The organism is Clostridium sp. 1001275B_160808_H3, assembly GCF_015550425.1.
Taxonomy (GTDB): Bacteria; Bacillota; Clostridia; order Clostridiales; family Clostridiaceae; genus Clostridium.
This window is the reverse complement of sequence record NZ_JADNAT010000018.1, coordinates 24488-37274: the sequence shown is the minus strand read 5'-3', so window position 1 is coordinate 37274 and position 12787 is coordinate 24488. Positions and strand designations below refer to the sequence as shown.

14 protein-coding genes and 1 riboswitch are annotated in these 12787 nt (G+C 27.1%); of the genes, 3 read left to right on the top strand and 11 right to left on the bottom strand.

Annotated elements, in window-relative coordinates:
* The 7 genes from asrB to metA all read right to left on the bottom strand — a co-directional run bounded on the left by asrB (window position 1) and on the right by metA (window position 5626).
* The gene (gene asrB / locus I2A75_RS13480) at window positions 1-795 is read right to left on the bottom strand and encodes an anaerobic sulfite reductase subunit AsrB (protein WP_195265362.1); all 795 of its coding nucleotides are present in this window, start codon (window positions 793-795) and stop codon (window positions 1-3) included.
* Window position 796: 1 nt separating this feature from the next.
* Window positions 797-1804 (bottom strand): anaerobic sulfite reductase subunit AsrA, encoded by a 1008-nt coding sequence (gene asrA, locus I2A75_RS13475; RefSeq protein ID WP_195265361.1) that lies wholly within the window; start codon window positions 1802-1804, stop codon window positions 797-799.
* A 12-nt stretch (window positions 1805-1816) separates the two neighbouring features.
* Window positions 1817-2593, bottom strand: coding sequence for a formate/nitrite transporter family protein (locus I2A75_RS13470; RefSeq protein WP_195265420.1), 777 nt, complete (start codon window positions 2591-2593; stop codon window positions 1817-1819).
* A gap of 109 nt (window positions 2594-2702) precedes the next feature.
* On the bottom strand, window positions 2703-3392 hold the full coding sequence (locus I2A75_RS13465; protein WP_195265360.1) for a Crp/Fnr family transcriptional regulator: 690 nt from the start codon (window positions 3390-3392) through the stop codon (window positions 2703-2705).
* Between the two features lie 133 nt (window positions 3393-3525).
* Complete coding sequence (locus tag I2A75_RS13460; protein WP_195265359.1) at window positions 3526-3924, bottom strand: DUF2871 domain-containing protein; 399 nt, start codon at window positions 3922-3924, stop codon at window positions 3526-3528.
* 141 nt (window positions 3925-4065) lie between these two features.
* A complete protein-coding gene (locus I2A75_RS13455; protein WP_195265358.1) occupies window positions 4066-4587 on the bottom strand; it encodes an NAD-dependent dehydratase in 522 nt (173 codons plus the stop codon).
* A gap of 121 nt (window positions 4588-4708) precedes the next feature.
* Window positions 4709-5626 carry a homoserine O-succinyltransferase gene (gene metA, locus I2A75_RS13450; protein WP_195265357.1) on the bottom strand — a complete coding sequence of 306 codons (918 nt, stop codon included), beginning with the start codon at window positions 5624-5626 and terminating at the stop codon, window positions 4709-4711.
* Window positions 5627-5757: 131 nt separating this feature from the next.
* A riboswitch (purine riboswitch) is annotated at window positions 5758-5859 on the top strand.
* A 42-nt stretch (window positions 5860-5901) separates the two neighbouring features.
* Here metA and ade point away from each other — a divergent pair.
* Window positions 5902-7638 carry an adenine deaminase gene (gene ade / locus I2A75_RS13445; protein WP_195265355.1) on the top strand — a complete coding sequence of 579 codons (1737 nt, stop codon included), beginning with the start codon at window positions 5902-5904 and terminating at the stop codon, window positions 7636-7638.
* An 80-nt stretch (window positions 7639-7718) separates the two neighbouring features.
* On the opposite strand, the gene I2A75_RS13440 is transcribed toward ade, so the two are convergent.
* Together I2A75_RS13440 and I2A75_RS13435 are read right to left on the bottom strand one after the other, a co-directional pair.
* Window positions 7719-8063: a DUF4362 domain-containing protein gene (locus tag I2A75_RS13440; RefSeq protein WP_195265353.1), complete on the bottom strand. Its 345-nt coding sequence runs from the start codon at window positions 8061-8063 to the stop codon at window positions 7719-7721.
* 92 nt (window positions 8064-8155) lie between these two features.
* Complete coding sequence (locus I2A75_RS13435) at window positions 8156-9031, bottom strand: LysR family transcriptional regulator (protein WP_195265351.1); 876 nt, start codon at window positions 9029-9031, stop codon at window positions 8156-8158.
* 119 nt (window positions 9032-9150) lie between these two features.
* Here I2A75_RS13435 and I2A75_RS13430 point away from each other — a divergent pair, with 119 nt between their 5' ends.
* Together I2A75_RS13430 and I2A75_RS13425 are read left to right on the top strand one after the other, a co-directional pair.
* Window positions 9151-9732 (top strand): chromate transporter, encoded by a 582-nt coding sequence (locus tag I2A75_RS13430; RefSeq protein ID WP_195265349.1) that lies wholly within the window; start codon window positions 9151-9153, stop codon window positions 9730-9732.
* On the top strand, window positions 9725-10288 hold the full coding sequence (locus I2A75_RS13425) for a chromate transporter (protein WP_195265347.1): 564 nt from the start codon (window positions 9725-9727) through the stop codon (window positions 10286-10288). The genes I2A75_RS13430 and I2A75_RS13425 overlap by 8 nt, the downstream gene beginning before the upstream one ends.
* 115 nt (window positions 10289-10403) lie before the next feature.
* Here I2A75_RS13425 and I2A75_RS13420 read toward each other — a convergent pair whose 3' ends face one another.
* Entirely contained in the window at window positions 10404-11312 is a 909-nt protein-coding gene (locus I2A75_RS13420) for a helix-turn-helix domain-containing protein (RefSeq protein ID WP_195265346.1), read from the bottom strand.
* 234 nt (window positions 11313-11546) lie between these two features.
* Window positions 11547-12782, bottom strand: a complete 1236-nt coding sequence (locus I2A75_RS13415; protein WP_195265344.1) for an NAD(P)-dependent oxidoreductase — start codon at window positions 12780-12782, stop codon at window positions 11547-11549.
* Window positions 12783-12787 lie beyond the last annotated feature (5 nt).

The following is a 12787-nucleotide window of genomic DNA, read 5'->3' as shown; positions in this document are numbered from 1 at the left end:
CTAATCTATTAACTCTTTTCCTTTTGAATAATTAAATACAGGTCCATCTAAACAAATATATGTATCGTCTATTCTACAGTGTCCACATTTTCCTATTCCACAACACATTTTTCTTTCTTGAGAAATCCATATGTTTTCTTCCTTAATGCCAAGTTTTAAGAACTCTAATACAGTAAATTTCATCATCATAGGTGGTCCAACAACAACTACTTGTACATTTTCTTTATCTTTTATATCAAGCTCTGGAACATATTTTGTTACAAGTCCAACTTTTCCTTCGTAACCTTCTTTTGCTCCATCTACTGTTATTATAAGATTCATATTCTTTTCCCAAGCCTTTATATCTTCTTTGAAAAGAATATCTTCTGGAGATTTAAATCCCGAAATAAGTGTGAATCCTTTTGAGTCATCTTTATTTTCTGAGAAGTAATCTACAATTCCCTTAACTGGTGATAATCCTGTTCCTCCAGCAACAACAACTACTTCTTTACCTTTATAGTTGTTAATATCAAATCCATTTCCGTATGGACCTCTTAAGAATAGCTTGTCTCCAACATAATTATTGAATATTTCATCTGTTACTTTACCTACTCTTCTTATAGTTAAATCAACATAATTTTCACCTATTCCACTTACTGATATAGGAGCTTCCCCATACTTTGGAAGTGATACTTCAAAGAATTGTCCTGGTTTTACATCTCCCTTAAAAGCCATTCTAAAAGTATATTCTATTTCTGTATGCTTAATAACTTCTAATATTTCTGATATAAATGGTATATACTCGTTTGTATTCATATTACTTCACCTCTTCCATAGCCTTTTCTAATTTATTAACACAACTTGAGAATGATATATATTCTGGACATGCATCGTCACATCTTCCGCAACCTACACACATATGATATCCCCATCTCTTTTTGTAATCATAAACCTTATGAAGAACTTTAAATCTCATTCTTTGTCCTTTTTCTTTTCTAAAGCTATGTCCTCCAGCCATATCTGTATATCCATCTACTTGGCATGAAGCCCAAACTCTTCTTCTTTCCCCTGCTTTTCCATTATCTTTGTAGAATATATCTTGCATTGTAAAACATGTACAAGTCGGACAGACGAAATTACATCTACCACAAGCTATACATCTTTCTGAATATTCATCCCATACCTTTGAATTCATAACTTTTAATTCTAAATTATTTGGTATATTAACTTTAACATCATTACTTTCAACAAAATCTGGACTTACATCTATTGATTCATTATTTAATTTAGTGAATATACCTTCTAATTCTTCATCTTTTATATCTAAAAATACTTCTTCACCAGATTGTTTAACATATGCATTATATTCATTAGTTTTATTTGTTTCCATACTTACACAGAAGCAGTTTTCAAAGCTTTTTTCGCAGCCCATTAAAACAAACTTAGCTTTTTCTCTTAGTTTCTTATAATATGGATCTTCAAATTTATTTCTTAAATAAATATCATCAATTCTTTTTAATGAATGCATATCACAACTTCTTAGGAATATTAGTATTGACTTTTCATCAACGTTTGGTTCTTTTATTTCATCTTCTGTAAAGAAAAATACTGTTTGTGTTATTGGTAGTAAAACTTCTTTATATGAAAACTGTGATTTTTTATCGAATTCTATTTCCTCAATTTTTGATATTTCACCATATCTAACTATATCAGTATCCGAAAAAGTTCCCTTTCCTTCGAAAACTTTTGGTGCATATATCTTATATTTTTTTGATAGCTCTTTTAATCCATTATTAAATTCTTCTACTTTAAGCTTATATCCCATCTTAAACACCTCTTAGTTTACTTTTTTCTTTCTAGATATTATGTAATAAGGTATTGCCATAAATACAATTCCTCCAACCATATTACCTAATGTTACCATTATAATGTTATAGGCATATCCACCTATACTTACAGCAGCTCCAGCTGGTGATAGCAATCCTATAGTTAATAGAGTCATATTTGCAACGCTATGTTCAAAACCTGCTGTTATAAAAACAAATAAACACCAGAATATCATTATTAGCTTGGATACTTCTTCTTTGCATTTAAAGCTACACCATACAGCTAAACAAACTAACATATTACATAATATTCCTCTAAAAAATAAATCACTTGCTGGCAAAGACATTTTAGTAGCACTAGTTTTTGCTATAAATTCCCCAACTGGTCCATTTGCTAAACCAGCCATAAAAAACAATGATCCTGCAAGTATTGAACCTGTTAAGTTTCCAATAAAACTTACTATCCAAACCTTAATGGTATCTAGCCAAGAAACAGTCTTATTTAATGATCCAACTGCCATTATGAAATTATTTCCTGTAAATAATTCAGAGCCTGCAAATATCACTAGACTTAAGGCAACCCCAAATGATAATCCCATAACAATTTTTGTTACAGGCGAATTTGCCGAACTAAGCAACCCTCCAATTGTGAAAATTAACATAATACCTAATCCAACATAGATACCTGCTAACATTGAGCTAATAAAATATCCAAGTTTATTATTTTTTAAAAGTTCAACCTTAGATTTAGCAGCAGACGCAACCTTATTAAATTCTTCATTAAACATCATTTTTCTCCCCTTATGATTGTTATTATTATCACAATCTCTATGCTTAAATTATAAATGCTAATAAAAATAAAAACCGTGACTTTCATCACAGTTTTTATTTTTATTATCATATTCCTTTAAAAAATTTAGATAATTTATCTTTATCTTTTACTTTTATCTTTTTCTTTTCATATATTATTAAATCATTTTCTTGAAGTATTTTTAAAGCTCTAGAAATTGTTTCTCGTGGTGCTCCAAACATATCTGCTAAATAAGTTACACTTATATTTAAGTCTATAATAGTTCCATCTTGAACTTCTATTCCATAATCCTTAGATAACTTCCATAGCTTTGCCGCAACTCTTTTTTCAACCTTTATAGGAGTAGAATTTTTTAGCTGTCTATATAACCTTCTTACTTTTATACTTAAGGATGATATTACTATCTTTGTTAGTTCAAAGTCGCTCATCATAATTTCTTGGAACCTCATTCTATCAAATGATAAAACCTCAGCTTTTTCAAATACTTCACAGTTTATAGAAGCTGGTAAATCATCTAAAACTACTGCATTTAGTATAGACTCCTTACCTAATATAAATATTATCTTTTTTTGGGCTGACTCGTTTAATTTATAAAGAGCAACTTTTCCACTATATACTATATAAACTTTATTAATTTCATCTTTATCTCTAAATATATGACTGCCTTTTAAATAGCACTTACTTTCTCCTAATTCAGATAATGCATTTATTGTAGCCTTATCTAATTTATTGAATATCTCCATTTTGCCTAATTGATATTTTATTAACTCTTTCATATGTACGCACCATTCCTATAATTAAAATAATTATATTTAAACTATATATCAAATTTTATAAAAGTGCAAAAAATAAAGGAGTAATTATTCCCCCTTTATTTTTATCAAGTTTTATTATATTTATTATAAAATATTATTCTTTTATTGATTTATTAACTGTAACTACGAACCAGATCATTGCAATCCCAATCATAGCATGTCCAAGACCAGCTATATGGCTTAATCCAGCAAAATCAGTTCCTAATACTTGCATTATTCCTCTAGCTGTGAAAGTTCCTAAAACATATATTAATGATACATTATAAAATATCATCCATTTACTAAAATGTTTTATCTTTGATAATCCAAAATTTTTTTCTAAAAGTAACACTAAAATAAAGAAAATAAATCCTAATACTATTGCATGAGTATGTACAACTGATAATACAGTTCTTCCTTCAAATCCATTAAGCTTTGTAAACTCCCTGTAGAATACTCCCATGGCTAACCCCAAGACTAAATAAAAAATTGCAAAATTAAAATACTTTTTCATATTACACCTCCAAATAGCAATATAAATTATTAATTAATATTAATTATATAATATATTCTATCATTAATAATTTCAACCATAATTAAATTAATAAAAATGATAAAGCTAATAATACTTTTAAGCATTATTAGCTTTATCATTTTAAAAACTATATAATTTCTCTAAATCTAATTTTACATCTCCAGTTTTATATACTATGGAAGTATTTATATTATATATATTTTTATAATAAAGAATAATACTTTCTAAAGATTTCTGAACTGCTGAATATAAATTTAGTGGATTTCCTTCTTCATTAACCTTACTTTTACTTACTAAATTAATAAGCTTTGTATCTGTTGATGTTGTAAGTGCTTCTAAAATTAGAATAATATTTAAGTAATTACTACTTATAATATCTTTTATTTCATATTTATCTTCTAAGCTTAGATCATATAAATTATATATTACCTTAGGTTCTATAGATTTTAAAAGTAATTTTAAATGCTCTATGTTTCCATCAAATCTTATTATCGTAACTTCCTTTTCTATATCTTTTATTATATCTATTTCTTCATTCTTCATAAGTACTAGGTAAGTTTCAATATTCTTTAAAATAACATATTTAATAAAGTATATTAGAAAGTTATCTGAAGATCCAAATATAATTGCCCTATCTTTCATAAAATCCTCCATACATGCCTTTCTAATTTATTATATTACTATATATAACAAAAAGTGCCCTTATGAATTAATAGAAATTTAAATCATAAAGGCAAAGTAATTTTATATTTTGTATAAATAATCACTTTATATTTTCAAGTTTAAATGGAGTGTTTTGATATATGCAATAGTTTAACCAATTAGCAAAAACTATATTAGCACTTCCTCTCCATCTTACTATAGGAGTTTCTTTTATATTATCTTTAGGAAAATAATTTTTAGGGATATCTATTTTTATTCCTTTATTACAATCTCTTAAATACTCATTTTTTAGTGTATCTCTATCGTATTCTAAATGACCAGTAATAAATATTTGTCTTTTATCTCTTGTTGCAATAATAAATGCTCCAGCTTCTTCTGACTCTGATAATATTTCTAGCTCCTTAACTCTATTTATATCTTCCTTTGATGTAGTAGTATGCCTTGAATGAGGTGCATAAAAAATATCATCTAACCCTCGTGTTAAATCCTCACTGATTTTATTAATCTTGTGAGGAAATACTCCAAATATTTTCTTTTCTAAAGGCTTTTTATTTATATTGTAATGGTAATATAATGCAGCTTGAGCTCCCCAACATATGTGTAATGTAGAAAAAACATTCATTTTACTCCACTCCATTATTTCTCTTAGTTCATCCCAATATGATACATCTTCAAATTCCATAGTTTCAACAGGTGCCCCAGTTATTATTAACCCATCAAACTTATCATTTTTTACTTCATCAAAATAATTATAAAACTTTTTTAAATGCTCAATAGGAGTATTTTGAGACATATATGTTTTGGTTTGTATCAATGTTATTTCTACTTGTATTGGAGTATTAGATAGATATCTAAGCAATTGATTTTCAGCCTGAATCTTTATTGGCATTAAATTTAAAATTGCTATTTTTAAAGGTCTTACATCTTGTGTTTCTGCTCTTTCAATATTCATTACAAATATATTTTCATTAGATAAAACATTATATGCTGGAAGATCTCTTGGAATTTTGATTGGCAAATATACCCCCTCCTTATAAAAATATTAAATCATAAATTATAAAAGTTTAAAAGTTCTTTAGTTCTTTATTTAACTATAAATAATATTATATTAATATAACTTTTCCTTTGACAGCTTGTCTGGTATTTCATATAATAGATAAAAATAACCTTCCTATAAGCCTGATAATATGGTTTGGGCGTCTCTACTATACTACCGTAAATAGTATAACTAAGAAGTTTTAATCCAGGTGAGGTTGTTTATTATTATATTTAAATATACTCAGAGGTGGATTTATGAATAAAAAAGATTTTATATCTCAAATTAAGGCTTCAAGTAAAGCAGAAATATGTGACTTAGTTATTAATAATATAACTATTGTTGATGTATTTCAAAACAGTTCTTTTATAAATAATGTAGCTATAAAAAATGGAGTTATTGTTGGCTTTGGTGATTATAAGGGCACAGTTGAAATTGATGGTACTGGCAAATTTATTTGCCCTGGTCTTATAGATGCCCATGCTCATATCGAATCGTCACTAGTAACTCCACAAGAATACTATAAAGCTGCATTATTGCATGGAATCACATCTATAGTTATTGACCCTCATGAAATTGCTAATGTACTAGGAGACAAAGGTATAAAACTGATTATGGATCTTTCTAAAGCTACTCCATTTGATTATTACTTTATGCTTCCTTCATGCGTTCCAGCTACTTCTTTTGAAACTTCTGGAGCAATATTAGGAAGTGACGATTTGCATCAATTATATAATGAATCTAATGTATTAGGACTTGCCGAAGTTATGAATTTCCCTGAAGTTATAAATTGTTCTGATGATATGATTAATAAACTTTGGGATGCAAAATCAAATGGTTTAATAATTGATGGTCATTGTGCTGGATTTACAAATGATATGCTTAACGTTTATTCAACTGCAAATATAGTTACAGATCATGAATCGCATTTAGCTGAAGAAGTTGTTGAAAGATTAAGAAGAGGCATGTATGTTCACATTAGAGAAGGATCTGTCGCAAAGAACCTAAAAGAATTAATAAAGGCTGTTTCTATTTCTAATAGTAGGAGAATTTGTTTTTGCACAGATGATAAGCATATAGATGATTTAATAGAAAATGGAAGTATTGATAACTCTATCAAAATGGCTATTTCTTATGGTCTAGCCCCTGAAACAGCTATTCAAATGTGTACATTAAATCCTTCAGAATGCTATAACCTTAAATACAAAGGAGCAATTGCACCAGGGTATGTAGCGGACTTTTTAATATTAGATGATTTATCTAATTTTAAGATTAACTCAGTTTATAAAAACGGAACATTAGTAGTAAAAGAAAATAAATTAGTATGTAATACATCTGATAAACAATTTGAATTTCCTAAATTAAATAATATTAATACAAAAAAGATTACTTCTCAAGATTTAGAAATAGATATAGAAGGAAAAACCAAACTTAATGTAATTAAAATTAATCCAAATAAGCTTGAAAGTAATCATGTAAAAGTTGATATAAGTACCTTAAAAGATACAAAATCATTTCAATCAGATGTAAATTTAGATTTGTTAAAAATAGCTGTGATTGAAAGACATAAAAATACAGGCAATATTGGCCTTGGAGTAATAAAAGGATTAAACCTAAAATATGGAGCAATTGCTACAACTGTTGCTCATGATTCTCATAATTTAATAACATGTGGAACATCTGATGAAGATATATTATTTGCAGTTGAAGAACTAAAAAAAATAAATGGTGGAATTATAGTTGTTAAAGATAAAAAGGTATTAGCATCAATTCAACTAGAAATCGCTGGGTTAATAACTTCAAGAACATCTCAAGAAGTTGTTGATGATTTAGCCAAACTACATTTAGCTATAAAGCAAGTTGCTCCAGATATAAATTTCAATCCATTTTTAACTTTATCTTTCTTATCATTACCAGTTATCCCAGAACTAAAAATAACTGATAAAGGATTATTTGATGTAAGTAAGTTTGAATTTATAGACAATGCTTATTAATGCTTTTCTTAGACATATAATTAAGAAATAAATTATAAAAATAGTCTATAGGATTATTAAAAATAAACCTATAGACTATTTTAATTTCTATAAGAAAACATTCTTCTTATAAACTCTTCATCTTGGTATAAACTATAAGTAATCATTTCTCCTTGAGCTTCTTTTAAATATTTATTCCCAGTATACTCATTATAATGTTTTGAATTAGTCTTAGTTGAATCATCAATTAATTTTATAAAATTTCCATTATAAATTATAGTTATAAATATAGGTTCTCCTTCTATTGTAAAAATAATAAGTTTAATAGCATCAGGTCTTTTTAACGTAACATTATCAAAAAAATCACATATTCGCACTTTATTATCAATTTTTCCTATAGAGTCTATTATTACATCAATGCTATATTTTTCATCTCTCCATAACATATTAAATATATAAATCACCCCAAACTCAAATACCTTCTTAATATATACTTATAATATGAAAAAAGATTTATTATGCACCTATATTAAGTTTACTAAACTATATTTTTTATTATATTAACCAATTCCTTAAAACTATTAGTTTGTACTTTTCCTTTATAAAAAACAATATTATTTACATTAGATAAGTTAAGTTCATTAACATTGACTTCAATAAGATTTCCTAGATCAATTTCATTTTCAACTAATACTTTAGGTAATACTGTTATTCCCAAATTTTTCTTTGCAGCCTCTATTAAAACTTGAGAGTTTACACTTGTCCAACTAGGATTAACTCTTATATCATGTAATAGTAAAGCACTATCAAAAATATCTCTAATAGAACTTCCCTTTTCTCTTAATAATAACTTTTCCTTTACTAATTCATTTAACATTATAGAGTTTTCTTTTACAAATTTATGTTTATTAGAACAAACCACTACTAATTCATAAGAAGAAAATGGAATTCTTTCAAGTTCTTCGTTATAAACAACACCCTCTATTAAACCCAAATCAATTTCATTCTTACATAACATATTTTCGATACTTCTTGCATTATCAACTATAATTTTAGTTGGAGTAGATTTACATACACCTTGAAATTTTTCTATTATAGTAGGTAAAATAAAATTTGCAATAGTCATACATGAACCTATCTTAATAACAGCATTATCTTCTAATTCTTTAATATTTTTATCTAAATCATCGTATAAGTCTAATAGCTTTGTAACTTTGGTAAGAAATAGTTTACCCGTCTCATTTAAATAAACTTTTCTTGAAATTCTATCAAATAGGGATACTCCTAAATAATCCTCTAACTCACTTATAGCATGGGAAACTGCTGGCTGTGTCATAAACAATTTTTCAGATGCTTTAGTGACACTTTCCTCTTCACATACTGCTTTAAAAATACGTAAATGCCTAATCTTCATTTTCCCTCCTAATTCATTACTAAATGTTTATATATTATATAAAATTATACTATTATACTTATCCTGTGTCTATGCTATATACTTATATGCATAAGAGTAAATTATAAGGAGTGCATGACATGAAAATTAAAGAGTTTAAGCTATATTTTTCACTTTTTAAAGTGACATTTTTAGTGAGTTGTTTTAGTTTTGGTGGAGGATACGTAATTATTCCTTTATTAAGAAAATATTTAGTCGAAGATATGAAATTAATAAATAACGAAGAATTGCTTGATATGGCAGCAATAGCTCAATCAAATCCTGGAGCCATTGCTGTTAATTTATCTTCATTAATAGGTTACAATCTTTTAGGAATAAAAGGAACTATCATAACATGTATAGGTACAGTTTTACCTCCATTGTTAATATTATCCGTTATTTCTTTCTTCTACGAAGCTTTTAGAAGTAATATAGTTATTTCTGCAATTCTTAAAGGAATGGAAGCTGGTGTTGCGGCTACAATTGTAGACCTAGTTATTGATATGAGCCATGATGTGTTTAAAGAAAAAAATTTATTATTATCTTTTCTAGTACCGTTTTCATTTATAGCTAGCTTCTTCTTTAATATAAATGTACTAGCTATTATTATTTTTGGAGTAATAGTTAGCCTTACTCAAGTATATGTTAGGAAGAAAAAATTAGGAGGACTTAGAAATGATTAACATCCTTATCACCTTATTTTTAAGCTTTTGGCAAATAGGTTCCTTTAGTATTGGCGGAGGCTATGCTATAATGCCTCTAATTCAAGACCAAATGGTAAATAAATATGGTTGGCTTACTATTCAAGAATTTACTGATATTATTACTATATCTCAAATGACCCCTGGCCCACTATCAATTAATGCTTCAACTTTTGTTGGTCTAAGAATAGCAGGAATTTTTGGTGCAATATTAGCTACCTTTGCTTGCGTAATTACTGGTGTGATTATTTCCATTTTCTTATTTAACTTTTTTAAAAAGCATAAGGATATTGAAGAAATTGCAAATGTTTTAAAAGGTCTTCGTTCAACTTCAATTGGTCTTATTGCATCATCTGCTTCCTCTATAATTTTAATTGCATTTTTAGGAAGAACTACTTTAAGCGGAAATTTAAATAACATTAACTTAGTTGCTATCATAATTTTTTCTATTTCACTTTTTTTACTTAGAAAATACAAGTTTAATCCATTAACGATTATAACATTAACAGGACTCTTAGGTTTATTTATTTACATGTAACTATTGTATATCAATATAAACAATTATAAAAATAAGCCATAATAATGTATTTAATTTTAATTATTATGGCTCATTTTTAAATTTTAAACTCAAATTATTAATAGAATATTTTTATTTAAATTCTTTTACTATTCATATATAAAATATAAAGAAAAGTAGCTTCCTTAAAGTTACGTACATCAAACCCGGTTTCTTTCTTAATTTTTTCAATTCTATACATCAGTGTATTTCTATGAATATATAAATTTTTAGCTGCTTTTGTTAATGATAAATCACATTTTAATATTTCCTCTAAAGTTTGTGTTAATTCATGATTAAAGCCTTTAAATATATCTTTATACTCTTCTTTTAAATCATTTGAATATTCACTTGATAAATTAAATATAGCTTTCTCCAAATACATATCTTTAAGGCAATATATTTCAGGCTTAATTTTAAATTTTCTACCTATCTCAAGAGCTTGTACAGCTCCACTATATGCCCTTTTAAATCCATGAAAAGTATAATCTAAATCACTTATACTTATTTTTGCATTTACTCCTAAAGTTTGTATTATCGTTTCTTTTAATGAAAAGGCATGATCTTTTTCGTCCTCTAAATTTCCTATAACTATTATTCTGTCATATATCTCTCCAACATAAATATCATTTCCTACATATGTATCTCTTACTATTTCTAATGCTTCATCTTCTTTATTAGTCTCAATTAATAACATTTTATTTGATTTAGTTATTACAGATTCATTTAAAACATCCCATTGTTTTCTTGCTTCTAATAATTCCTTTATTATATTTTCTTTTTTAATACATTTATTTAATATATATTCAACCATAGGTATTATCTTTATATCATCTTGTTCTAATATAATTTTATATGCTTTATTATTAACAGATATTTTTCTCATCACCTTAGATTCCGTTGTAGGTAAATTACCATATATCTCATTATTATTGGCATCTAATAACCTCATTTTCACATTAGTTTCTTTACATACTTCATTTAATAATTCCACCATCGCTCCCATAAAATCCTCCGCCTAACTTGTAAATCCTTTTCATACTTATATTATATATGAAAATTCAGAGAATTAAATATTTTCTTTTCTTTTTATAATAATAATTTAACTAATAGTTATTAATACAATAGTATATATATGTAAAAATATCATATAATATATTTTTCATAACAAACAACTTTTTCTAAAATCTCACAAAAATTAGAGACTATAAATCTATAGCCTCTAATTTAAAATATTTTATTATTTATTTTTCAATATATATTTTTCTATTTCTTCTGCAACTATCTTAGCATGTGATGCTGCCCTAACTACAGTTTTAGCTCCAGTAACTACATCTCCTGATGCAAAAACTCCATCTCTTGTTGTATGTCCAACTTCATCAGTTAATAGAAGTCCCCATTTATTTGTTTCAAGCCCTGTTGTATTGGAAACGATATTGTTTTTAGGTGATTGACTAACAGCTATTATTATTGAATCACATTCAAATAATCCTTCTTTACCTTCAACCGTTACAGTACTTATCCTTCCATCTTCACCTACAACATTTTCTGTTTCTATATATTTTACTCCATCTTCTGTTAATTCTAAAGGAGACTTAAATAATTCAAATTTAATACCATCTGAAATTGCTCCTTCTAATTCAGCTTTTGTAGCAGGTACATTTTCCATACCTTTTCTATATAGTATATATACTTCATTAGCTCCATTTCTCTTTGCTGTTCTTGCTGCATCCATCGCAACATCTCCAGCTCCTATTATGCATACTTTCTTTCCTAAGTTATATACTTCAGGTGATTTTAAATAGTCAATTGCATAATGTACATTCCCTAAGCTTTCGCCCTTTATATCTAGAGTTTTTGGGTTCCATACACCAGTACCAATAAATATTGCTTTATATCCATCATAAAAAAGTTTATCTAAAGTTAATACAGGTCCAACTAATGTATTTGGCCTTATTTTAACTCCGAGTTCAATTAATCTTTCTTCATAATGATCTATAATACTCTTTGGCAATCTAAATTCTGGAATACCATATCTTAATACTCCACCAATCTTGTCATGTGAGTCAAATATAGTAACTTTATATCCTTTTTGTGCCAATATAAATGCAATTGTTATTCCTGCAGGACCTCCCCCAATTATTGCCACTCTTTCATCTAGTTCATTTTCTTTTTCAAGCCTTATATTTTCTAAATAATATTTAGATATGTGTCTTTCAATATCACAAAAGCTTACTGGTTCATCCTTAATTCCTCTAATGCAGTTTCCTTTACATTGATCCTCGTGAGGACAAACTATAGAACATACTAAAGATAAGGGGTTATTCTTAAATAGTATTTCACCTGCTTTTGCTATTTGTCCCTCTTTAAATAACCCTATTATTTCTGGTACAGGAGTATTAATTGGACAATTTGCTTGGCATTTTGGATTTTTACACATATAACATCTATTTGATTCTACAACTAATTCTTTCATGATTA